We start from the raw sequence: 24,109 nt of genomic DNA on the forward strand, positions 1-24,109 counted from the left end.
CCAACTACTTCTAACATTCAATCAAATATAGACATAAAAAAACTGCTTTCAAATGAAAGCAGTTTTAAAAAATATAGGGTATATATTTATTTTTTCTTCAAAAAGTCGTCTACAAACTCAGGTGCCATAACCGATTCAACGAACATGTAAGCTCCTGTTTTTTGAGATCTAACCATTTTAACAGCTTTGGTTAATCTCTTAGATCCTGTTTGTAACGATGCTACTGATTTCTTTGCCATGACTTACTTATTTTATCTCTTTATGAACTGTCATACGCTTAAGGATAGGATTAAATTTCTTAATCTCCATTCTGTCTGGCGTATTCTTTTTATTTTTTGTAGTAATGTAACGAGAAGTTCCTGGTTGTCCAGACTCTTTATGCTCAGTACACTCTAATATAACTTGTATTCTATTCCCTTTTTTTGCCATTATCTTAACTTTTTAGCTTGTGGCTATTATTTTAAAAATCCTTTAGATTTTGCTTCTTTGAGTGCAGCAGCAATTCCAATTTTGTTGATGGTTTTTAACGCTGATGTAGAAACTTTTAAAGTAACCCATTTATCCTCCTCAGGAATATAGAAACGTTTTTTGATCAAATTTGCATCAAATTTACGTTTCGTTTTATTCATCGCATGAGATACGTTGTTTCCAACCATCGCTTTTTTACCAGTAAGTTCACAAACTCTTGACATTCTTTCTAACTTTAATGATGTTATTTAAAACAGTTTGCAAATTTAGTAAAACTTTACAATATCAACAAACTAAAATTGTTACTTTTTTGAAATTTCTTTCTGAAGCATTTCAAAGGCCTTATTTGCCGCTCGATTAATGACTTTATGACGGTGGTTTCCAAACGTAAATTGTTCTGAAAACACCTTGTCTTTTGTGGCAAGTGCAATAAATACCGTCCCCACTTCAGCATCTGAATCGCCCTTATCAGGTCCTGCATTTCCTGTTGTGGCAATCGCATAATCCGTATCAAAAAGTTTTAGGGCTGATGCAGCCATAGCTTCTGCTACCTGACTACTAACCACTGAAAACTCGGCAATTAAGTGTGCATCAATTTTCAAAAGATCTACTTTGGCTTGGGTATCATAACTGACCACACTGCCTTTAAAATAATGTGATGCACCTGCATTTGCGGTAAATGACTCGGCAATTTTTCCGCCAGTACAACTCTCTGCAGTAGACACTGTTTTGCCCAAAGCAATCAATTGTTGTCCGATAACGGCTTCTATAGATTCATCACGTTCGTAGCCCACAAAAATATCTTCAATTTGTGGCAACAACAACGCAATTTGATGTTTTATTTCGACCTGAATCAACTGTTTGTCCATGGATTTACCCGAAAGGCGCAAACGCACCCTCCCCAAACTTGGCAGATAGGCCAATTTTATATAAGAAGGCAAATGATCTTCCCAAGCTTCTATACGTTCTGCCAAAGCGCTTTCGCCCAGACCATAGGTCAATAGGGTTTCATGTTGAATGTAAGGGAATTTAAACTGTTGTCTTAACTTTGGGATTACCTCATCATCAATCAAGCCTTTCATCTCATAAGGCACTCCAGGAAGCGATATAAATACTTTCCCGTCTTTCTCGAGCCACATCCCAGGAGCACTCCCATGTAAATTCATGAGCACTTGCGCTTTTGAAGGTACCAGAGCTTGATCGAGATTGACTTGTGTGGGGATTTTATTGATGAAATCTGACCAGATGCGTTGAATATTTGCGGTTACCGCCTCGTTTCTGACCAAGGTGTCGTCAAAATATTCTGCAATGGTTTTTTTTGTAATATCGTCTTTGGTTGGACCTAATCCGCCAGTAATAATGATAATTTTGGCGTTCTCTTCAGCTTCTTTTAAAGATTTCAGGATGTGCGACTTATCATCCTGCACAGAGGTGATCTGATAAACGGACACTCCAATTTTATTGAGCTGCTTGGCGATAAAGGCTGAGTTGGTATCGATAATCTGACCAATGAGAATTTCATCTCCAATAGTTATAATTTCTGCTAACATTAGAGGTTAAAATCGTTTTTGATTTCTTCAGTAGTTCTTTCTACTGCCTCCAACACCAATTGTAATTGCGCCGAAACATCTTCGTCTTTCTTTTCAAATTTACCCCAATCCTGCACAGTAATCAACTCTTGCAAAACCCCAAGTTCAAACAGATCAATGGTAGGTTTCATTTTATGGGCCGCTTGATAGGTGGTATAATAATCTGCTTCAGCCACTGCCTTTTTGAGGCGTGCAGCATCCTCAGGAACTTCTTCCAAAAACGCCGCAGCAATTGCCATAATAAAATCCTCATCGCCATCAGCCAATTCACGAACGCGATAAAGCTTATAATTGTTTTCCATTTACTTGACTATTACTTTAAACATTTCGTTGTTTTCAATCCATCCCATAAGTTCATCATGAGCTTCTACTTTAGCAACTCCTGATGGTGTGCCGGTAAAGATAATATCTCCGATCTTCAAAGTGAAATATTTCGACACATATTCTATAAGCTCGTCAATTTTCCAGAGCATGTGACTCGTATTGCCCTCTTGCACAACTACTCCGTTTTTTTTCAATGAAAAATTAAGCGCGTCTACAGACTCAAACTGTGATTTCGGCAACCATTTGCCTACAACTGCTGCGCCATCAAATGCTTTGGCTTTCTCCCAGGGCAAGCCTTTTTCTTTTAATTGCTGTTGTACGTCTCGCGCTGTGAAATCAATACCAAGACCAATTTCATCATAATATTTATGCGCAAATTTTTTAGCGATATATTTTCCAACCTTAGAAATTTTCACTAAAACTTCCACTTCATGATGCACATCATTTGAGAAATCTGGAATAAAAAAGGGCTGCTTATTTAACAAAATAGCGGTGTCCGGTTTCAGAAACACTACTGGATCCGTTGGTTTTTCATTGGCCAATTCCTTTATATGCTCAGTGTAATTGCGGCCTATGCAGATGATTTTCATGGGTGTTCTTTGTAAAGTTGTTTGTTGTTTTTGTGTTGTGTTGCCACGAATGCCCGAATAGTTTTCAATTGTCAAAATTATAAAAAAAACAGAATGCCGTTGGTTAAAATTGTTGTCGAAATATTACACAGAGCTGCGCAGAGAGCCACAGAGTTACACAGAGCAAAACTGAAAGCTGACAATGTCACACTGCCAACTGCTGACTGTTGCCAGAGAAATTAGGAAAATAAGGAATGAATATCTCATAAAAAATTACTCAGAACGTGAGACCAAGAGATTCCTGCCTTCGCAGGAATTTATGCCAATTTATTATTAAAAGCCCTCAACTTTATGGCGGTCAATACTTTTTTGGTATACAGCGGAAAATCGGCATTGAGCAACCAACCAAAATAACCAGGCTCTTCATTCAGGACGTCTTCTACCCTTTTGGTTTTATGTTTCCCAAATGAGAAGCACTCTTCGTTATATTTATTGTAGACAATGAAACCCGCAAAATCGGCAAACTTTTTACGCGAACTGAATTCGGCCAAAAATTTGGTGTCATTTTCCAATTCTTCATATCTGCCCAGTTGCGCCTTTAAAACTTCATAGGTAGCATCAGTATCTGCAGCGGCGCTATGTGCGTCTTCCAAATTCTTATCACAATAAAATTTGTAGGCTGCAGAAAGCGTCCGTTGTTCCATTTTATGAAAAATGGTTTGTACATCAACGGCTACGCGACCTTTCATATCAAAATCAACATCAGAACGCAGCATTTCTTCCGCCAATAATGGAATATCAAACCGATTGGAGTTGAATCCTGCCAAATCTGAATCTTTGACCATGGTATTGATCTCTTTCGCTAACTCCTTAAAAATGGGCTTATCAGCAACATCGGCGTCAGAAATTCCATGAATCGCCGTAACCTCAGCAGGAATAGGCATTTCTGGGTTTACCAACCATGTTTTTCGTTCTTCCTTGCCATCAGGAAAGACCTTCAAAATAGCAATTTCTACAATTCTGTCAGTGGTGATGTTAATGCCTGTGGTTTCAAGGTCGAAAAAACAAATGGGTTTGGTAAGATTGAGTGTCATCTTTGTTTGTTGTTTGTTGTTTGTTGTTTGTTGTTTGTTGTTTGTTGTTTGTTGTTGCGTAAAAATAGAGAAACCCAACTGCTTTAAGGTTAGGTTTATGAATTGTTTAAGTTTTGCTTTGAGACCTGACAGCCCCGAAGCTTCGGGACTGTCAGGTTTGATCTATATTTTAAATTTCTCGATTCACATCCCAAGCTTCCAAATAGTCTTTGACCGCTTTTACAAATTGTCCACCAAGAGCACCATTGACGACGCGGTGGTCATAAGAATGGGATAAGAACATTCTATATCGGATTCCAATAAAGTCACCTTGAGGAGTCTCAACAACCGCCGGTACTTTTCTGATAGCCCCCAAGGCCAAAATACCAACTTGTGGCTGATTGATAATTGGTGTGCCCATGATGCTTCCAAAAGTACCCACATTTGTAACGGTATAGGTTCCGCCTTGAATATCGTCTGGTTTCAATTGGTTTAAACGGGCTCTATTTGCCAAATCGTTAACACGTTTGGTCATCCCAATTAGGTTCAACTGGTCTGCATCTCTAATAACAGGCACAATAAGATTCCCGTCAGGAAGCGCAGCGGCCATACCTAAATTTATATGTTTCTTTTTTATGATTTTATCATCTTGAAGCGAAATATTCAACATTGGGAACTCACGAAGTGCCTTCGCAACAGCTTCCATAAATATTGGAGTGAAGGTCAAACTTTCGCCTTCGCGTTTCGCAAAATCGTTTTTGACTTTATTACGCCAGTTCCAGATATTGGTCACATCAGCTTCAATAAAACTTTGTACGTGTGCCGATTTCTGTACAGACTCCACCATATGATGCGCAATGAGTTTGCCCATTCTGGTCATCTCAATAATCTCATCCCCGTTATCAGCAACTACTGACGTGGTTTTCGATTTTTCAGATGATTTCTCTTGCGCTGCAGGCTGCTGTGTTTGTGCTGTTTCTTTTACCGAGTCGGTAGAACTTTGCGACGTTGTGGTTGCATCAGATTTTCTATTTTCAATGTGCTCCAAAATATCATTTTTGGTGACACGTCCTTCTTTTCCGGTTCCAGAAATAGTATCCAATTCAGATTGGGAGATGCCTTCTTGTTTGGCTATATTTTTAACCAAAGGTGAATAAAAACGATCTTCAGTAGAGGTTACAGGCGCTGCTACCGCAGTTTTGGCTGCCTCAACGGTTTGGCTAACTTCAGCAACTTCAGGAGCTTCATTTACCGGCGCTTGCGCTGGTTCTTCTTTTGGAGCACTAGACGCATCGTCTGAACTGCCTTCCGTTTCAATAATAGCAATAGTTTGACCTACTTTTACAACATCATCCACCTTAAAGAGAATCTCTGTCAACACCCCATCTACTTCACTTGGCACCTCGCTGTCCACTTTATCTGTTGCAATTTCCAATACTGCTTCATCAGCTTCAATAGTGTCGCCCACATTTTTCAACCAAGAGGTAATGGTTGCTTCTGCTACACTCTCTCCCATTTTAGGAAGTTTCAATTCAAACTTTGCCATATTACTATTCTAATGCTAAAATATTTATTTGCTCTTGCAAAATTAGTTAAAAATGCCATACTTCATTACATAATCCTCTATAATTTCCGAATCCGTTGTGCATATGCTCACTGGAGTTTTGGCAGCACAATGACTTCTCCTTGTTGCTGTGAACTATCGCTACCAATGATAAACTGAGCATTTTTAGGTAAAATCCTAAAAGTTAAAAACTTCTTCTTATCTGAGGATATCATGTCATCAATAATCTGCTTGTAGCTCATGGTATTGCCATCAAAAATAACCTGAGAATTGACTGCCACGGTTTTTAAATTTTCTGCCATCTCAAATTTAAACGGAAACTTGATATTGACGTCCAGATGTTCAGATAATAGGATGCGACCACTTGTTTTTTTATCGACCTTTTTAGGTGTTTTTAAAACTAATCGAGACCCCCTTATGCCAAACCATACCATCATGTCAAAAGCCCAATTTGATTTGAAATGCTTATTATAAAAAATCTGCATGGCGCCATAAAAGCGTTTGGCATATGTTTTATCTTTTAAAGTGCTCTCTCCCTTATAATGTATAATGCTGGCTTCTCCAAAATAAAAATTCTGAAATCCCGCCTTTAAAACTTTGTAGGAAAGATCGATATCTTCACCATACATAAAATAATCTTCATCAAAGCCTTTTACGTGTTGATAAACAGTTTTTTTCAGAATCATAAAAGCGCCCACAAGAACGTCAACTTCACCAATATCAGATGGCGATACATGTTTAGCATAGTAACCGCTTGAAAAGCCCAACACTTTTTTAATTGATATGATTGGTGTAGGAATATTTCGTTTGCTTTCAGGCAGAAATTGACCGCGTCCATCAATAAGTTGACAGCCTAAGATCCCCATTTTTGGAATCACCTCAGCAAATGCCAAAGTTTTTTTAAACGTATCTTCAGCAACAACCGTATCAGGATTTAGAAGGCAGATATATTCGCCATTTGCTTGGGTAACGCCAATGTTATTCCCTTTGGAAAAGCCAAGATTCTGTTTGTTCTCAATGAGTGTAATCTCTGGAAAGAGCGTCTTTACCATTTGGCAACTGGCATCTGAAGAATGGTTATCAACAACAATAACTTCAGCATCCAAGTCTGCTATTGCGGCCTGGACACTCTTAATGCACAACTCTAAAAAGTAGCGCACATTATAGCTCAATATGACAACAGACAATTTCAAATAAACATCAAGATTTTAAGGACGCTTCAAAAGGGATTCTGTTTAAAATGCTCCTTCCTAGGGTCACCTCATCTGTATATTCCAGCTCATTACCTACGGAGATGCCTCTAGCAATAGTAGAGGTAACAATATCACAATCTTGGATTTGCTTGAAAATATAAAAGTTGGTCGTATCGCCCTCCATTGTAGAACTCAAGGCGAAAATCAGTTCTTTTACATGGCCTTCTTTCACTTTAGTGACTAAGGTTGAAATGTTGAGATCGTTTGGCCCAATGCCATCCATCGGGGAAATTTTTCCGCCCAAAACATGGTATAGACCTTTAAAGGAACTCGTATTCTCAATGGCCATGACATCTCTAATATCTTCCACTACACAAATGATTTCATCTGTTCTGCGTGGGTTTGCACATATCTCGCAAAGCTGAGTATCACTGATATTGTGGCAACTTTTACAAAATTTAATATCATTTCTCATATGCTGTAATGCCGAAGCCAAATGTAAGGTTTGCTCATTGGGCTGCCTTAGTAAATGCAACACCAAACGCAATGCCGTCCGTTTCCCTATCCCTGGGAGTTGTGACATTTCATATACCGCTTTTTCGAGTAGTTTTGAAGAAAATTCCATGGGTTCAAAATTACAATTTTAGTGCACATTTATAGTGTTTTGCGAAATTCTTATTTTATACTGAAAGGTGAAATTTGGAATTTGCATATTTTAATAAGTTATTTGCGCCTTATTTTAAATGCATGAATTCTATAACAATTATCCTGCTTATCCTATCCTATTTTGGAGTTCTTGTTTTAATATCTTATCTCACAGGAAATAAGTCAGACAATAATACCTTTTTTAAAGCGAACAAACAAGCCCCGTGGTATGTGGTTGCCTTTGGCATGATTGGCGCATCGCTATCTGGCGTGACTTTTATTTCGGTTCCAGGTTGGGTTGAAGCCTCGCAATTTAGCTATATGCAAGTAGTTTTAGGATATATTGTAGGCTATCTCGTGATTGGGACGGTGCTTCTTCCACTCTATTACAAACTCAATTTAACGTCTATTTACACCTATCTTGATGAACGTTTTGGAAACGCATCCTATAAAACTGGTGCTTCCTTTTTCTTGATCTCAAGGGTTGTTGGATCTAGTTTCAGACTGTTTTTGGTGGCGAATGTATTGCAAGTGATCCTGTTTGATGAGTTGGGCATTAGTTTTTGGCAAACTGTAACTATTACCGTGTTTTTAATTTGGTTATACACTTTTAAATCTGGGATTAAAACCATTGTGTGGACCGATACTTTACAGACCTTATTTATGCTGATTGCCATTGGAGTGGCCATTTATTCTGTAAGTAGCGACTTAGGCATCAGTGGCGGCAACCTTTTAGGATATGTATTGGACAGCGACATGTCTAAAACCTTCTTTTTTGACGATTTCAAATCTGGTGACTATTTCTGGAACCAGTTCATCTCCGGAGCTTTTATTGCCATTGTTATGACAGGATTGGACCAAGACATGATGCAAAAAAACCTCACCTGTAAAAGTTTAAAAGATGCCCAAAAGAATATGTTCTGGTTTACCATTGTTCTAACCATTGTGAATTTTGTCATTTTAAGCTTAGGATTACTTCTAACCGTCTACGCGCAACAAAACGGGATTGACGCCCAGAAAGATGACCTTTTCCCGATTCTGGCAAAAGAGCATTTGGGTATTGGCGTCTTCGTATTTTTCCTTATCGGATTAATTGCTGCAGCGTTTAGTAGCGCTGATAGTACACTGACTGCCTTGACCACTTCTTTTAGTATAGATATTTTGGATATTGAAAAAAAGTACGATGTTGCCAAGCAAATCGCTATCAGAAAGCGCATTCACATTATGATTTCTTTCGTTTTGATCTTAGTGATCATCGCTTTCAAATATGTCATTAAGGATGAAAGTGTCATTGCCCAGCTCTTTATTTTTGCAGGATACACCTACGGTCCCTTGCTTGGTTTATACACATTTGGCATGTTTACCAAATGGGAGATAAAGGACAAATTAGTACCAATTATAGCAATCTTATCTCCAGTTCTATCTTATGTCATCAGCGTCAACAGCTTGAAATGGATAGGCTTTGAATTTGGATTTTTTATTCTAATCTTAAACGGCCTATTGACATTTACAGGACTAATATTGATTCGTACCAAGCATCACTAGGGTACATGACATTTCAAATTCAATATGTTTCTCTTTCAACAACTTAAAGAATTGAGGATTTTCTGTCCCAGGATTAAAAATCACACGATTAGGTTTTAAACCTATCAGATATTCATAAAATGGCTCCTGTCTTCCGGCATTCATATATAAGGTGACGGTATCAATGCCGGTATAGGGCAGCAATTCTGTATCAATCTCAACGCCCGCAACCACACCTTTCCTTAATCCAAAAGCTAGTACCTGATGACCATGAGCTACCAGTTTGTACATGGCTAAATTGGAATATCGGCTCGGATTTAAAGAAGCACCAAATACCAAGGTTTTTTTATTTTTCTTCATCATATCAAATGTTAAAATTTGTTAAGAAATGCTAAATAGAGTAACAGCTTACAAATGTACTCGTCTGTAAAAGTAACAATCAATTCAAAATTCATCAATCAAATCAAAAAATTAATTACAAATGAAATCAATCTTGCTTTTATGCATTTTAATGTGTTCTACATTGTATGCACAACCATCGGCTACCCACGAATTGAAAGAAGGTTCTATTTCCGGAACCATCATAGATGCAAATCTTAATGAACCCTTACCTTACGTTACCATTGTTATTAAAAACAGTAGCAATGAAACTATTACTGGCGCCATCACACAAGACGATGGAACTTTCAAAATTGCCAAACTACCTGAAGGTAAACTTACAGCAACCATTCAGTATATTGGTTACAAAACTGTTGCACAACCTTTTCAAATTGGCGAAGACACCTACAATGTAGACTTAGGCAACATCCTTTTAGAAGAAGATATTGCAAGTTTAGACGAAGTGACGGTTGTGGCAGAAGTCTCAACCATTCAACAAAAAGTGGACAGAAAGGTAATTACAGTCGGAAAAGATCTGACTACGGCTGGTGCCACAGCTTCTGACATTATGAACAATATTCCCTCTGTGAGTATTGATCAGCAAACAGGCAATTTGAGCTTACGCGGTAACGAAAATGTACGCGTTATGGTGGATGGCAAATTATCCAATGTTCCTGTGGACCAATTGCTCAAACAAATTCCATCAACGTCTATCAAACAAATTGAACTGATCACAAATCCTTCTGCAAAATATAATCCGGAAGGTATGAGCGGCATCATCAATATCATTCTTCACAAAAACACCAATATTGGTTTTAACGGAAATCTTAATGTGGGATTGACCAAGGAAATTAATGCGAGATTTAACAGTTCTATCGATTTAAATTACAGAAACGGAAAATTCAATCTGTATGGAAATTATGGGAACAACATTGGCAACAGCACCAATTATGGTACTATTGAAAGACCTGACGATAACTCACAACAGATTTTCAATTTTTTCAACAATAATAAATCACATCTTTATAAGTTTGGAATTGATTTTTATGCAGATGACAACAATACCATTTCTGTATTTACAAACCAAAATACCTATGACGGCACAGGCATAGGCACTACGAGTATTTTAGCTCCCAACACAGCAGATAGAGGACAAGTATTTAACACTGTTTCAGATAATATTTCATCGCAATACAATGTAGTCTATAAACACAATTTTAAAAAGGAAGGAGAAAAAATCGATCTCGAAGTTGATTACAATGCCTTTGATCAAGGTGAAATCTCAGGTTTTAATTCCTTTAATATTCCATTCCCTCCAAATTATATAGATTTTGTAAATACCAAGCGCGACCAAACCACTATCAATATAGATTATGTCAATCCGTTGAGTGAAAAGGCAAAATTAGAAGTAGGCCTTGAAGCACGCCTGTTCAATACAGATGTCAATTATGATTCTACAGGACAATCTTTTGATGCAACAGGACTTATTGTCGATACGCCAAGTACAGACTTTAATTATCAAAGAGATATTTACTCAGCTTATGCAACATATGGCAAAACTTTTGAAAAATGGAGTTATCAAGTTGGTGCACGAGCAGAAGCTGTTACAGATGATGCCAAAGCCATCAGTATTTCAGAAAGTTCAAGTGAGACGACACCGTTTAAAAATGAATATTTTCAAGTATATCCTTCTGCATTTTTGACCTATACACCAAATGAAAAAAATTCTTATCAGGCAAGTGTGAGCCGTCGTGTAGACAGACCAGGTTTGCAACAAGTCAACCCAATTAGAGAATGGAGTACACCGCTAATTTCGTCGTTCGGGAATACAGAATTACAGCCTCAGTTTACCAATTCAGTTGAAGTGAACTATACCAGAAAACTAGAAAAAGGGTCCATCACAGGAGGTGTTTTCTATAGAATGATTGAAGACGAAATTAACCAAGCCGTTTTTATTGACCGATTGGATTTGAACAAAGTAATCCTCACCTATGACAATTTTGACAATACATCGGCGTATGGTATTGAACTGTCAAGTAATTATAAGCCTACCAAATGGTGGAATTTTAATGCCAGTGCTGATCTTTTTGCACAAACCCAAAAAGGTATTTCTGAAGTTTTAAATACACCGTTGGGGCAAGAACCAACCATAAATGATATTGCACTCACTGAAATTAAGGTAAACAATGTCGCGTACAACTTTAGAATGAACAATACATTTAAAGCCACCAAAAATTTAACCCTTTCTGTTTTTGGGATGTATAGATCAGAACAAGAAGGTTTGCAGTTTACCAACAAGCCCATGTATTTTGTAAATACAGGTTTAAGGTATTCATTTTTGGATGATGCTGCTACGTTTAGTTTTAACTACAATGATATCTTTAATACCATGAAGGCAAGATTTGAGAGCAATAGACCTTATCCACAAATTGGGCAGTTCAATTGGGAAAGCAACACTTGGAGCATTGGTCTTTCCTATCGTTTTGGAGGAGGAAAATATAGTGCATTACAAAGAAAAAATAGAGACGACAATGAAAAATCAGGAAGCGGCGGATTTATGTAAAATAACGACCTACATAATAGTTGATGGTTAATGTTAGGTAAGGTTGTTAATTGAGAAAGCCCAAAACAATTTAAATTTTGGGCTTTTGTTGAGTTAAAATTTTGTAAAAATATCGTAATTCACAGCTAAATTTGCAATTAAATTACGATTTTTGAGCACCTAACAAGCTATAGTCCTTTTTTTAAATTGATTTGAATTAGCCTTCTGATATTTGGAAAAGGTTATAAATAACTTAGGTTCATGTCAAATCCGGAGTTTTTACTTCGGATTTTTCTTTTCTTGTTATATGATATTTTATGTAGGTTTTAATCTCAGAATTCCATTTGGAGAAACCCACGGTTTTAAATCATCTCCCATTTCCATCGTAATACGTTAAATTTGAAAGATTATGCTTTCAAAAGCCAGGACAATATGTTAATTGATTGTTAAATTTTAATTATAACAAAATAAAACACAAGATTTTACGTCTAACATAACGTGATTATTCTAATAAATTAATCACAGTGTTAGTTAATGTTGGTTAATAGTAGAAAGCCCGAAACAGATTTATGTTTCGGGTTTTTTAATTCCTGCTTAGGCAGGAATCCTATAAGTTCACTGAAGTTAATCCTTATCATTCATAAAAAGTGTTGACATATCAGCGCAATTACATCAGCTTAAACAATACGCTCTAGGGCAGTTATTTTTCTTTATATGATTTCTGCCTTCATAAAAATTGGATTACCATTTAATAATCACACTCCCCCAAGTAAAGCCACTACCAAAAGCGGCCAATACCACCACATCTCCTTCTTTTACTTTACCTTTTTCCCAAGCTTCTGTAAGGGCAATAGGAATAGATGCCGCCGTCGTATTGCCATATTTTTGGATATTGTTGAAGACTTGATCATCATCCAAACCAAATTTCTTTTGTATAAATTGCGAGATTCTTAAATTGGCTTGGTGCGGAATGAGCATGTCAATGTCTTCTTTTTGAAGATTGTTTTTCATCAACCCTTCCATAATCACTTCACTAAATCTGACCACAGCATTTTTGAAAACAAACTGCCCATTCATATGTGGAAAATAGCTTTCGTCATTTGGATCATTATCTTTAAGAATATCGTTGACCCAGCGTTTTCCCATTCCTGGGGCTACCAATACCAATTCCTCGGCATGTTCTCCCTGTGAATGTAAGTGGGTGGACAAGATACCTTTTGAATTGTCTTCTTCTCTCGTTAAAATTGCAGCTCCTGCCCCATCGCCAAAAATAACTGTAACCCCACGACCTCGTGTGGTTTTATCCAATCCATGGGAATGGAGTTCGCTACCAATGACCAAAACCGTTTTATACATTCCGGTTTTTATATATTGATCAGCAACCGATATGGCATAGATAAAGCCCGAACACTGATTCCGAACGTCCAATGCGCCAACGGTTTTTATATCTAAAGCATGCTGTACCTGCACACCCGGACCAGGAAAATACATATCAGGACTTAAGGTGGCGAACACAATAAAATCGATATCGTCCTTATCAATTCCGGCACGTTCAATGGCCACCTTGGCGGCTTTTACACCCATTGCAGATGTTGTGTCTCCAGAACCTTCAATTGCCCATCGGCGCTCCTTTATTCCCGTGCGCTCTTGAATCCATGCGTCATTGGTATCCATCATCTGAGACAGATCCTCGTTAGTCACTACATTATCAGGCACATAATGTCCTAAACCAATTATTTTGGAATTATACATAAGTCAATTTGTTAAGTATTAAAAAGTATCGCAATTTAAACAATATTCATAGTATCCGTAAAATTACCTGTTTTAAATGCGTATTTCTGAAAATTACCCCGCTTTTTAACATTATTATAATGATGCGCTACGCCAGTTTTAATTATTTTTAGGACTTTAACTAAAAAACCCTTCATAATGAGAACACTATTATTAAGTTTCTTTTTGACATTGGCCGCAATTAGCTTTGGGCAAGTCAATTTATCCTATCAAAAACCCGATCAAAGCATCCTCACTCTTGCAGAAGCGCCGCTGGCGCCACGCATCAGTATGGACAACAACGGTGAAAATATTATTTTCCTTTACAGAAGCAATTACAAAACCATTGATGAGCTTTCTGAAACTGAAATGCGCCTTGGCGGACTGAGAATAAACCCAGTGACGAACATTGGCAGCAGAACTACCTTTTATACAGATATCAAAATGAGAAAAGGTCAAGAAGGCGACCCTCAAGATATTAAAGGATTGCCAGAAAACGGACGTTTTGCCTACGTGTCTTGGTCACCAAATCAAAAGTATGCCACTTTTACCAATACAACAGCTCAGGGCGTAGAATTATGGTATGTTGACATTAATACTGCACAAGCAAAAAAATTGACACAAGATAACCTGAATGCCAATATGGGCAGTCCTTATACCTGGTTTAAAGACAGTAATTCTCTATTGGTGCAAACACTTCCCTCATCAAAAAAAGAATTGATTGACCCGAAAGAATCTGTTCCTGAAGGCCCAACAATCTCAGTAAGTGAAGCCGGGGTAAAAGCTCAAAACAGAACCTATCAAGATTTACTCAAAAACCCAAATGACGAATATAATTTTGAGCAATTAGCCTTGTCTGACATTCAAAAAGTGAATTTGGACGGAACGTCTTCAAATTGGAAATCTACAGACATCTACCAAAGCATGAATTTTTCTCCTGACGGAAATTATGTGATGGTCACCACCATTAGCAAACCTTTTTCCTATTTGGTCCCTTATAGTAGATTTCCTTCTACCACCACCATTTATGATGCTAAAGGCAAATTGGTAAAGAAAATGTTAGAAGTCCCACTTATTGAAGATTTACCACAGGGGTTTATGGCTGAACGTACGGGCATGCGCGACTTAAATTGGCGTAACGACCACCCTGCAACCTTAGTATGGACTGAAGCTTTAGACGGAGGTGACCCTGCCAATGAAGTACCTTTTAGAGATGAAGTATTTCAGCAAACCGCACCTTTTACTGCTAAAAAACAATCCCTTTTAAAAACTAAGGACCGTTTTGCAGGCATCCGATGGGGGAATGAAAATACCGCCATTGCTTATGACAATTGGTGGAACACCAGAAATACACGAACTTACTTGTTTGATCCTTCCAACGCAAACAAAACACCAAAAGTTCTTTCGGATAGAAATTATCAAGATGTATACAGTGATCCAGGTAACTTTGTGACCACCTTAAATGCCTATGATGAATCTGTTTTAGACCTCCATGATGGGAAAGCGTATTTAATTGGAGACGGTTATAGTGATAAAGGCCAATTTCCTTTTATTGATGAAATCAACCTAAAATCACAAAAAACAGAACGTTTATACCAATCGCAATTGACTGATAAAGTAGAAAATATAGCGTTCGCCTTAGATGCAAAGGCAGGTGAGTTTGTAGTTCAAATTGAATCTAAAAATGAATATCCAAATTACTATATCAGAAATATCAAAAAACGCATCGGCCTTCAGCCTCTGACCCAATTTGAAAATCCGTTCAAAAGCATTCAAGATGTTCACAAAGAAGTCATCACCTACAAACGTGATGATGGATTGCCACTTACAGGAACCTTGTATCTGCCAACAGATTATAAAGAAGGTGAAAAATACCCGATGATCATGTGGGCGTATCCTCGGGAATACAAAGATAAAAACAGTGCAGCCCAAAACACGTCAAATTCCAATGAGTTCACCTATCCGTCTTATGGATCACCTTTATATTGGGTGACCAGAGGTTACGTGGTTTTGGATGACGCTGCATTCCCAATTGTTGGTGAAGGTGACGAGCAACCCAATGATTCTTTTGTAAAACAGTTGGTAGGCAATGCCAAAGCAGCCATTGATGCCGTTGATGCCATGGGCTATATTGATCGAGACCGTGTGGCGGTTGGCGGACATTCCTACGGTGCGTTTATGACAGCCAACCTATTATCCCATTCTAATTTATTTGCTGCAGGTATTGCAAGAAGTGGTGCGTATAACAGAACCTTGACACCTTTTGGGTTTCAAAGTGAAGAACGCAACTACTGGGAAGCTCCAGAAGTATACAATACCATGTCGCCATTTATGAATGCTGAAAAAATGAAAACACCATTATTGCTCATTCATGGAGAGGCTGATAACAACTCAGGCACTTACCCAATGCAAAGTGAGCGCTATTTCAATGCCTTAAAAGGTTTGGGTGCGCCTGTAAGATTGGTGATGTTGCCTAAGGAAAGTCATGGCTACAGTGCTAAGGAATCTATCATGCACATGCTATGGGAACAAGACCAATGGTTGGAAACTTATGTAAAGAATAAAAAGATAGAACAACCGATCAATAAAAAAGAAACAATTAAAAACTAGTTTTTTCATCCTACTTTATCAAAAAGCCATTCTCACTCAGAATGGCTTTTTTTGTGCCATCTTGTCACAAATGGTGAATTGGCATTTTTGTTGACTAGTACATTGAAACCACAAGAAAAATATTGTTCAACAGTTTCCCACTTCCGTGGGAACATTTAATAAATTAAATATGACAAAAGGAAATATTAATGTTTCGGTAGAAAACATCTTTCCATTAATTAAGAAGTTCCTGTACAGCGATCACGAAATCTTTTTACGTGAGTTAATCAGTAACGCTACAGATGCCACTCTAAAGTTAAAACATCTTGCCAATATTGGTGAAGCCACAGTAGAATATGGCAATCCAAAAATCGAGGTCAGAATCGATAAGGAAGGTAAAAAATTGCACATCATCGACCAAGGAATTGGAATGACTGCAGAAGAGGTTGAAAAATACATCAACCAAATTGCTTTTTCTGGAGCTGAAGAATTTTTGGATAAGTATAAAGAGGCAGGAAAAGATGCAGGCATCATCGGCCATTTTGGATTGGGCTTCTACTCCGCTTTTATGGTGGCTGAAAAAGTTGAGCTTATTACCAAATCTTATAAAGAAGGAACTGAAGGTGTCATCTGGACCTGTGACGGTTCTCCTGAATTCACCTTAGAACCTGTTGATAAAACAGAACGTGGTACAGAAATCATTCTTCACATTGCAGAAGATTCTACTGAGTTTTTAGAAGAATCTAAAATCCGTGAACTATTAACCAAGTACAATAAGTTCATGCCTATTCCAATCAAATTTGGAACTAAGGAAGTCAATGATCCTGATCACAAACCAGAGACTAAAAAGGATAAAGACGGCAAAGAAACTACTGAGCCTCAAAAGAAAACTACGGTTGATAACATCATCAATAATCCAAATCCGGCGTGGACCAAATTACCTGCTGATTTGGAGGACAAAGATTACAAATCTTTTTACAGAGAATTGTATCCGATGCAGTTTGAGGAGCCATTGTTCCATATCCATTTGAATGTGGATTATCCGTTCAACCTGACTGGTATTTTGTATTTCCCAAAAATGACCGGCGAATTGAACATCCAAAAGGACAAAATTCAATTGTACCAAAACCAAGTGTTTGTTACAGATAATGTGGAAGGCATCGTCCCTGAATTCTTGACCATGTTACGTGGTGTCATTGATTCTCCAGACATTCCGTTGAACGTTTCACGTAGTTATTTGCAAGCAGACGGTAATGTGAAGAAAATCGCATCGTACATCACACGTAAAGTTGCTGACAAGTTGAAATCTTTGTTCAATGAGAACCGTGAGGACTTTGAGAAAAAATGGAACGACATTAAGATTGTGATTGAATACGGCATGCTTTCAGAAGATAAATTCTTTGACAAAGCAGATGCTTTTGCATTATACCCAACAGTGGACGGCAAATATTACACGTATCAAGAATTATTTGATAAAATTAAAGACAACCAAACCGATAAGGATGGGAAGTTAGTCATCTTATACGCCTCCAATGAAGATGCACAACATAGCTATACTGAGGCTGCACAAGCTAAAGGCTATGAAGTGTTATTATTAGATTCGCCAATTATAAGTCACTTGATGCAAAAATTGGAGTCCACTAAGGAAAACATTACGTTTGCCCGTGTGGATGCTGACCATGTTGATAATTTAATCAATAAAGACGATACTAAAATCTCTAAATTGACTGATGAACAACAAACAGAGTTGGAAACCATTCTGAAAGAAGCAATTCCATCTGAAAAATTCATGGTGCAATTGGAAGCAATGGATAGTGATGCGTCTCCATTTATCATCACACAACCAGAATTTATGCGTCGTATGAAAGAGATGCAGGCAACTGGCGGTGGCGGTATGTTTGGAATGGGCAATATGCCAGAGATGTACAATTTGGTGGTCAATACAAACTCTGACCTGGTAGGTGAAATCTTAAGCACCAAAACCAAGAAAAAGCAAGAACGCTTAATCTCTCAAAGTTTAGATTTGGCACGTCTATCTCAAGGCCTGTTAAAAGGAAAAGAACTGAGCGATTTTATCAAACGTTCTTACGACATGATTAAATAACTAAATTCCTGCGAAGGCAGTCCCCGATACTTCGGGATCATAACTAGAACACAAACCACTTCGAGAAATCGAGGTGGTTTTTTTATGGACCAATCGAAAAATAAAGAGTCCCGTTTTCAAAGTTGTCTGAAAAAACTTTTGGCAATTTAATTGTTAATCGTAATATTGCAATTAAACAATGAATAGAGTAATCTTTGCCACTTTGGTAAGTTACATTTTCAAATTAATCCAGTTATCGCAACAAACATGATATGAAAACAACCTTATTTACGAGAATTGTAAATGTCATCACATCATTAGACATTGACGGAATCACCGATGAACGCAAAGCAAATCTACAACCGCTAACTGAATTTATTCAGTCAAAAGTTTCAAACCATCAGGAGGTTCGGATCAATTTTATTTGCACGCACAATTCAAGAAGAAGTCATTTATCCCAAGTATGGGCACAAACTTTAGCTTCCCATTTCAATATCCACAATGTTTTCTGTTATTCAGGCGGGACAGAGAGTACAGCACTTTTTCCAATGGTTGCAGAAACCTTGGAAAATGCAGGTTTTGAAATCAAAACGCTTTCACAAGGCCATAACCCCATTTACAGCATCAAATACGCCCAAAATGAACCTCCTATTATTGGGTTTTCAAAAACGTTGGATGATGATTTCAATCCAAAATCTGAATTTGCGGCGGTTATGACTTGCGATGCGGCCAATGAAGCATGTCCATTTATTGCAGGTGCAGAAAAACGCATACCAATACCATTTGAGGACCCAAAAGCATTTGACAATACCCCACAACAAGCTGAAAAATACAGTGAACGAAGTTTGCAAATTGCAACCGAACTAGTATATGTTTTCTCTCAAATCAATTCTTAAAAATGGAATCAAAAAAACTAAGTTTTCTTCGATAGTTACTTAACGCTTTGGATATTTATTGCCATGCTTTTAGGTGTGGGCATTGGCTATTTTTTTCCATCCTTTCCAAACGTCATCAACTCGTTAAGTAGCGGAACCACCAACATTCCCATTGCAATTGGTTTAATTTTAATGATGTATCCACCTTTAGCAAAAGTCAATTACGCGTTGTTGCCAAAAGTTTTCCGAAACACAAAAATTCTATCCATTTCGCTAATTCTCAATTGGATCATCGGTCCAATTTTGATGTTCATTTTGGCCATCACTTTTTTACGTGATTACCCAGAATATATGGTCGGCCTCATTTTGATTGGTTTGGCCCGATGTATCGCCATGGTTTTAGTATGGAATGACCTTGCCGAAGGCAGCAGCGAATATGGCGCTGGTTTAGTAGCCTTGAACAGTATTTTTCAAGTTTTTGCATATAGTTTTTATGCGTGGATTTTTATAACTGTGCTGCCACCTTATTTCGGTTTTGAAGGAGCGATTGTCGATATTTCTATCGGAACAATTGCAGAAAGTGTCGCGATTTATTTAGGAATTCCGTTTATCATGGGAGTTTTAAGCCGATTAATTTTAGTCAAACTAAAAGGTGAAGCATGGTATACCAATAAATTCATTCCTACTATTTCGCCGTTGACATTGCTTGCACTTTTGTTTACCATTATCGTGATGTTCTCGTTAAAAGGCGAAATGATTGTTGAAATCCCGATGGATGTTTTAATTATTGCCGTTCCTCTGTTGATCTATTTTAGCTTAATGCTCATCATTGGCTTTTTCTTTACCAAAGCCATGGGTGCCGAATACGATAAAACCGCGGCGGTTGCATTTACCGCAGCAGGAAATAATTTTGAACTGGCTATTGCTGTCGCTATATCAGTTTTCGGACTAAATTCAGGTCAAGCATTTGCTGGAGTTATTGGCCCTTTGGTAGAAGTGCCCGCATTGATATTATTGGTTCGGGTTTCATTTTGGCTGCGTAAAAAATATTACGGAAAAGCTCAAGCTTAAACCGATAAAACACTGCTATTATTCACGGATTTCATTTTTTTGGAATTCCGTGAATTTTTCATATTCCACTAAATGCAAGCGTTCATCAAAAACTGAAAATAGCAGTTCCTACTTTAGCTAAATAACAAGGTCAACACATTAGATCGGGTGGGAAACCCATGTGCAATTGCAATCACTCCACAAAAAATGCAGTAGTATTTTTTGGGGCTACTTTTTGTTTTTGAATAATTTAAAATTATCTTCGAACGAACCGTAGAAAATCTGTGGACCAAAAGCTCATTTTCAGCAAACAGTCATCGTTTCCAAGATCTTATTTCTGGGAAGCACAACTGACATCGCTACTTAAAATTTCCATTTCAACACCACATCCACTCTCATCACATAACACGCAAATATTATGAAGATCAAAAAGGTACTTATTGCCAATAGAGGAGAAATTGCTATTCGCGTCATGCGCGCCTGTACAGAGTTAAATTTAGCTACCGTCGCCCTTTACACTTATGAAGACCGATATTCCCAACATCGGAACAAGGCAGACGAATCCTATCAAATTGGTGAGGACAATCAGCCTTTAAAGCCGTATTTGGATATGGACGAAATCATAGCTTTGGCGAAAGCGAAAAATGTTGACGCCATTCATCCAGGTTATGGTTTTCTTTCTGAAAATTCAGAGTTCGCCCGAAAATGTGCTCAAAATGGCATCGTTTTTATTGGTCCAACTCCAGAAGTTATGGATGCGCTGGGAGATAAGATAACTGCAAAAAAAATTGCCGTAAAGTGTAATGTTCCTATTATTGAGAGCAACAAAAAGAAATTAACATCTTTAAAAATAGCTTTATCTGAAGCGAAGACTATTGGTTATCCTTTAATGCTGAAAGCTGCCTCAGGTGGTGGTGGTCGCGGGATGCGCATCATCAGAAAAGATGAAGATTTGGAACAGAATTTCGATTCTGCCAGAAACGAAGCTCTAAATTCTTTTGGTGATGATACGATGTTTCTTGAAAGATATGTGGAAGATCCAAAACATATTGAAGTACAGATAGTGGCAGATAATCACGGTAATATTCGTCATTTATTTGAACGCGATTGCTCTGTACAGCGTCGCCATCAAAAAGTGGTTGAGATTGCTCCTTCACATAACGTTTCGGAAAAAGTCAAACAAGATCTTTATAAATATGCAATTGACATTGCTACGGAAGTCAACTATAACAATATTGGAACCGTTGAGTTTTTAGTGGATAAAGAAGACAATGTGTTTTTTATAGAAGTCAATCCGAGGATTCAGGTAGAACACACCGTTACTGAAATGGTTACTGGCATCGATTTGGTAAAAACACAGATTTTCGTAGCTGGAGGTTACAAATTGTCAGACCAACAAATCAAAATTCACGAACAAGAATCGTTGAAGACCTATGGTTTTGCCCTTCAATGCCGCTTGACCACTGAAGATCCTGGTAATAATTTTACACCAGATTATGGCACCATCACGACTTATAGAAGTGCCGCAGGAATGGGCATCCGTCTTGATGCGGGAAGCATTTATCAAGGCTATAGCGTGAGTCCGTTTTTTGATTCTATGCTCGTAAAAGTCTCTGCTCATGGGCGGACTTTGGATGGTGCTGTTCGGAAAATGGTACGTGCTTTAAAAGAATTTAGAGTTAGAGGTGTAAAGACCAACATTCACTTTTTACAGAATGTCATTCTTCATGATACCTTTAAGGAAGGCAAAGTGACGGTCAATTTTATTCAGAACACCCCTGCCCTATTCAAGATCAAATTACCACAAGATAGAACGACAAAAGTTACACAGTTTTTAGCCGAGGTGATCGTCAATGGCAATTCTGATGTAAAGAATAAGGATACAAACAAAGTCTTCAGAAATCCGAAAGTGCCAAAGTTCAGTTTAGCGGCACCGCATCCAAAAGGCACCAAAGATATGTTGACGGAATTGGGTCCTGAAAAATTCTGTCAATGGCTTAAAAACGAAAACAAAATTCATTATACGGATACGACCATGCGAGATGCACACCAATCGTTGCTGGCCACCCGTATGCGAACTTTTGACATGATGAAAGTTGCCGAGAGTTTTGCTAAAAACCATCCCAACACGTTTAGTATGGAAGTTTGGGGAGGCGCTACTTTTGATGTTTGTTTGCGCTTTTTACATGAAAGTCCGTGGACACGCTTGCGCGAATTGCGTAAAGCAGTGCCGAACATTCTGTTTCAAATGCTGCTTCGTGGAAGCAATGGGGTGGGTTACAAGGCCTATCCCGACAATTTGATTGAGAAATTCGTTGAAAAATCATGGGAGAATGGCGTTGATATCTTTAGGATTTTTGATTCGCTCAATTGGGTCAAAGCGATGGAACCAAGCATCAATTTCGTAAGAAACAAAACGGGTGGCATCGCCGAAGGAGCTATTAGCTATACCGGAAATATTTTGGATGTCAATGAAACCAAATACAATCTGAAATACTACACCCAACTGGCCAAAGACCTCGAAAATGCTGGCGCACATATGATCGCCATCAAAGATATGGCGGGATTATTGAAACCCTATGCTGCAACTGAATTAGTGGGCGCCTTGAAAGTCACCGTCAAGCTTCCAATACATTTGCATACGCATGACACCTCATCATTACAATCCGCAACCTATCTCAAAGCCATTGAAGCTGGTGTGGATGTGGTTGATGTGGCATTGGGCGGTTTATCAGGATTGACCTCACAACCCAATTTCAACGCTGTTGTGGAAATGATGCAAGGACAACCGAGGGCCCACGAATTTGATATGAATACGCTGAATCAATTTTCAAATTACTGGGAAGATACGCGCGAGCTGTATTACCCTTTTGAATCTGGTTTAAAAGCGGGAACGGCGGAAGTATTTCAACATGAAATTCCAGGTGGACAATATTCCAATTTGCGTCCTCAAGCCATCGCTTTGGGCATAGGCGATCGTTTTGACGAGGTTAAAAAGATGTACGCCAGGGTAAATACCATGTTTGGTAACCTCATAAAAGTAACACCAAGTTCGAAGGTGGTTGGTGATATGGCCATTTTTATGGTGACCAACAATCTGACACCAGAAGACGTGATGGAGCGTGGCGAAGAAATTTCGTTTCCAGAATCGGTAATCAATTTCTTTAAAGGCGATTTAGGCCAACCTGCTGGAGGATTTCCAAAGAAGTTACAGAAAATCATTTTAAGAAATCAAAAAGCGTATACTGATAGACCAAACGCCCATTTGGAGCCTATCGATTTTGATGTAGAGTTTGAAGCTTTCAAAAAGAAGTTCCAAAAAGGCTTTACAAGAGCTATTGAGATGGAAGATTTCTTGTCCTACACTTTATACCCAAAAGTATTTGAACAAGCCCATGAGAATTACAAACAATACGGAAATCTAGCTTTGGTGCCTACCAAGAATTTCTTTTATGGCATGAAGCAGCGCGAAGAAACGTTGATTGAACTGGAACCAGGAAAAACGATTATTGTCAGGTTACTTTCTGTGGGAATTCCTAATGAAGACGGTATCAGAATTGTCTTCTTTAGTGTCAATGGCGAAAACCGTTTTGTAGAGGTTTTAGATAAATCGCTCAATATTAAAAAAGAAACCCATGAGAAAATCGACTCCACAAACACTAACCAGATTGGCGCCCCCTTACAAGGCTCGCTTTATAAGGTATTGGTAAAGCGCGGACAAAAAATCAAAGAGAATGACCCCTTGTTTATTATTGAAGCCATGAAAATGGAAACAACAGTCACCGCTTTTAAAGCTGGACAGGTAAAATCCATTACCCTTAAGGAAGGCACTATGGTGATGCAGGATGATTTGATATTAACCATGGGATAGTG

18 protein-coding genes and 1 pseudogene are annotated in these 24,109 nt (G+C 38.1%); 7 read left to right on the forward strand and 12 right to left on the reverse strand.

Annotation, left to right across the window (positions count from 1 at the left end; genetic code table 11):
* Positions 1 to 86 precede the first annotated feature (86 nt).
* The 10 genes from A9996_RS00720 to recR all read right to left on the reverse strand — a co-directional run bounded on the left by A9996_RS00720 (position 87) and on the right by recR (position 7,405).
* Entirely contained in the window at positions 87 to 239 is a 153-nt protein-coding gene (locus A9996_RS00720; RefSeq protein ID WP_066429791.1) for a DUF4295 domain-containing protein, read from the reverse strand.
* A gap of 7 nt (positions 240 to 246) precedes the next feature.
* Positions 247 to 429 (reverse strand): 50S ribosomal protein L33, encoded by a 183-nt coding sequence (gene rpmG / locus A9996_RS00725; RefSeq protein ID WP_007648529.1) that lies wholly within the window; start codon positions 427 to 429, stop codon positions 247 to 249.
* A 26-nt stretch (positions 430 to 455) separates the two neighbouring features.
* On the reverse strand, positions 456 to 692 hold the full coding sequence (rpmB, locus tag A9996_RS00730; protein WP_066429794.1) for a 50S ribosomal protein L28: 237 nt from the start codon (positions 690 to 692) through the stop codon (positions 456 to 458).
* Between the two features lie 78 nt (positions 693 to 770).
* On the reverse strand, positions 771 to 2,018 hold the full coding sequence (locus A9996_RS00735) for a competence/damage-inducible protein A (protein WP_066429798.1): 1,248 nt from the start codon (positions 2,016 to 2,018) through the stop codon (positions 771 to 773).
* Entirely contained in the window at positions 2,018 to 2,359 is a 342-nt protein-coding gene (locus A9996_RS00740; RefSeq protein ID WP_066429800.1) for a hypothetical protein, read from the reverse strand. The genes A9996_RS00735 and A9996_RS00740 overlap by 1 nt, the downstream gene beginning before the upstream one ends.
* A complete protein-coding gene (locus tag A9996_RS00745; protein ID WP_066429937.1) occupies positions 2,360 to 2,971 on the reverse strand; it encodes a fumarylacetoacetate hydrolase family protein in 612 nt (203 codons plus the stop codon).
* Between the two features lie 296 nt (positions 2,972 to 3,267).
* On the reverse strand, positions 3,268 to 4,044 hold the full coding sequence (locus A9996_RS00750; RefSeq protein WP_066429939.1) for a 3'-5' exonuclease: 777 nt from the start codon (positions 4,042 to 4,044) through the stop codon (positions 3,268 to 3,270).
* 169 nt (positions 4,045 to 4,213) lie between these two features.
* Entirely contained in the window at positions 4,214 to 5,569 is a 1,356-nt protein-coding gene (locus A9996_RS00755) for a dihydrolipoamide acetyltransferase family protein (protein ID WP_066429802.1), read from the reverse strand.
* Positions 5,570 to 5,676: 107 nt separating this feature from the next.
* Positions 5,677 to 6,780: a glycosyltransferase family 2 protein gene (locus A9996_RS00760; RefSeq protein WP_066429805.1), complete on the reverse strand. Its 1,104-nt coding sequence runs from the start codon at positions 6,778 to 6,780 to the stop codon at positions 5,677 to 5,679.
* A 7-nt stretch (positions 6,781 to 6,787) separates the two neighbouring features.
* Positions 6,788 to 7,405: a recombination mediator RecR gene (recR, locus tag A9996_RS00765; RefSeq protein WP_066429807.1), complete on the reverse strand. Its 618-nt coding sequence runs from the start codon at positions 7,403 to 7,405 to the stop codon at positions 6,788 to 6,790.
* A gap of 122 nt (positions 7,406 to 7,527) precedes the next feature.
* Here recR and A9996_RS00770 point away from each other — a divergent pair, with 122 nt between their 5' ends.
* Complete coding sequence (locus tag A9996_RS00770) at positions 7,528 to 8,970, forward strand: sodium:solute symporter (protein ID WP_066429809.1); 1,443 nt, start codon at positions 7,528 to 7,530, stop codon at positions 8,968 to 8,970.
* On the opposite strand, the gene A9996_RS00775 is transcribed toward A9996_RS00770, so the two are convergent.
* Entirely contained in the window at positions 8,941 to 9,312 is a 372-nt protein-coding gene (locus A9996_RS00775; RefSeq protein WP_245905330.1) for a CoA-binding protein, read from the reverse strand. The genes A9996_RS00770 and A9996_RS00775 overlap by 30 nt on opposite strands.
* A 118-nt stretch (positions 9,313 to 9,430) precedes the next feature.
* Between A9996_RS00775 and A9996_RS00780 the strand changes: the two genes are divergently transcribed.
* Positions 9,431 to 11,890 (forward strand): TonB-dependent receptor, encoded by a 2,460-nt coding sequence (locus tag A9996_RS00780; protein WP_066429813.1) that lies wholly within the window; start codon positions 9,431 to 9,433, stop codon positions 11,888 to 11,890.
* Between the two features lie 720 nt (positions 11,891 to 12,610).
* Here the strand turns inward: A9996_RS00780 and A9996_RS00785 are convergent.
* Positions 12,611 to 13,621: a 3-oxoacyl-ACP synthase III family protein gene (locus A9996_RS00785; RefSeq protein WP_066429815.1), complete on the reverse strand. Its 1,011-nt coding sequence runs from the start codon at positions 13,619 to 13,621 to the stop codon at positions 12,611 to 12,613.
* Positions 13,622 to 13,798: 177 nt separating this feature from the next.
* Between A9996_RS00785 and A9996_RS00790 the strand changes: the two genes are divergently transcribed.
* From A9996_RS00790 to A9996_RS00810, 5 genes and pseudogenes are all read left to right on the forward strand, one after another.
* Positions 13,799 to 16,249: an alpha/beta hydrolase family protein gene (locus A9996_RS00790; RefSeq protein ID WP_066429816.1), complete on the forward strand. Its 2,451-nt coding sequence runs from the start codon at positions 13,799 to 13,801 to the stop codon at positions 16,247 to 16,249.
* Positions 16,250 to 16,418: 169 nt separating this feature from the next.
* Positions 16,419 to 18,332 carry a molecular chaperone HtpG gene (gene htpG / locus A9996_RS00795; protein WP_066429819.1) on the forward strand — a complete coding sequence of 638 codons (1,914 nt, stop codon included), beginning with the start codon at positions 16,419 to 16,421 and terminating at the stop codon, positions 18,330 to 18,332.
* A 251-nt stretch (positions 18,333 to 18,583) separates the two neighbouring features.
* Complete coding sequence (locus A9996_RS00800) at positions 18,584 to 19,207, forward strand: arsenate-mycothiol transferase ArsC (protein WP_066429821.1); 624 nt, start codon at positions 18,584 to 18,586, stop codon at positions 19,205 to 19,207.
* Between the two features lie 2 nt (positions 19,208 to 19,209).
* Positions 19,210 to 20,257 (forward strand): annotated as a pseudogene (gene arsB / locus A9996_RS00805) (ACR3 family arsenite efflux transporter).
* Positions 20,258 to 20,654: 397 nt separating this feature from the next.
* A complete protein-coding gene (locus A9996_RS00810) occupies positions 20,655 to 24,107 on the forward strand; it encodes a pyruvate carboxylase (protein ID WP_066429826.1) in 3,453 nt (1,150 codons plus the stop codon).
* The last annotated feature ends 2 nt before the right edge of the window (positions 24,108 to 24,109 follow it).

The sequence above is a fragment of the Gelidibacter algens genome (assembly GCF_001678675.1).
Taxonomy (GTDB): Bacteria; Bacteroidota; Bacteroidia; order Flavobacteriales; family Flavobacteriaceae; genus Gelidibacter; species Gelidibacter algens.

Bases quoted from the DNA above. Each gene is read 5' to 3' on its own strand.
- A9996_RS00750 (WP_066429939.1), bottom strand. From the start codon at position 4,044: ATGACACTCAATCTTACCAAACCCATTTGTTTTTTCGACCTTGAAACC.
- A9996_RS00810 (WP_066429826.1), top strand. From the start codon at position 20,655: ATGAAGATCAAAAAGGTACTTATTGCCAATAGAGGAGAAATTGCTATT.
- A9996_RS00740 (WP_066429800.1), bottom strand. From the start codon at position 2,359: ATGGAAAACAATTATAAGCTTTATCGCGTTCGTGAATTGGCTGATGGC.
- A9996_RS00720 (WP_066429791.1), bottom strand. From the start codon at position 239: ATGGCAAAGAAATCAGTAGCATCGTTACAAACAGGATCTAAGAGATTA.
- A9996_RS00735 (WP_066429798.1), bottom strand. From the start codon at position 2,018: ATGTTAGCAGAAATTATAACTATTGGAGATGAAATTCTCATTGGTCAG.
- rpmG (WP_007648529.1), bottom strand. From the start codon at position 429: ATGGCAAAAAAAGGGAATAGAATACAAGTTATATTAGAGTGTACTGAG.
- A9996_RS00770 (WP_066429809.1), top strand. From the start codon at position 7,528: ATGAATTCTATAACAATTATCCTGCTTATCCTATCCTATTTTGGAGTT.
- A9996_RS00745 (WP_066429937.1), bottom strand. From the start codon at position 2,971: ATGAAAATCATCTGCATAGGCCGCAATTACACTGAGCATATAAAGGAA.
- A9996_RS00775 (WP_245905330.1), bottom strand. From the start codon at position 9,312: ATGATGAAGAAAAATAAAAAAACCTTGGTATTTGGTGCTTCTTTAAAT.
- A9996_RS00780 (WP_066429813.1), top strand. From the start codon at position 9,431: ATGAAATCAATCTTGCTTTTATGCATTTTAATGTGTTCTACATTGTAT.
- htpG (WP_066429819.1), top strand. From the start codon at position 16,419: ATGACAAAAGGAAATATTAATGTTTCGGTAGAAAACATCTTTCCATTA.
- A9996_RS00800 (WP_066429821.1), top strand. From the start codon at position 18,584: ATGAAAACAACCTTATTTACGAGAATTGTAAATGTCATCACATCATTA.
- recR (WP_066429807.1), bottom strand. From the start codon at position 7,405: ATGGAATTTTCTTCAAAACTACTCGAAAAAGCGGTATATGAAATGTCA.
- A9996_RS00785 (WP_066429815.1), bottom strand. From the start codon at position 13,621: ATGTATAATTCCAAAATAATTGGTTTAGGACATTATGTGCCTGATAAT.
- A9996_RS00755 (WP_066429802.1), bottom strand. From the start codon at position 5,569: ATGGCAAAGTTTGAATTGAAACTTCCTAAAATGGGAGAGAGTGTAGCA.
- A9996_RS00790 (WP_066429816.1), top strand. From the start codon at position 13,799: ATGAGAACACTATTATTAAGTTTCTTTTTGACATTGGCCGCAATTAGC.
- rpmB (WP_066429794.1), bottom strand. From the start codon at position 692: ATGTCAAGAGTTTGTGAACTTACTGGTAAAAAAGCGATGGTTGGAAAC.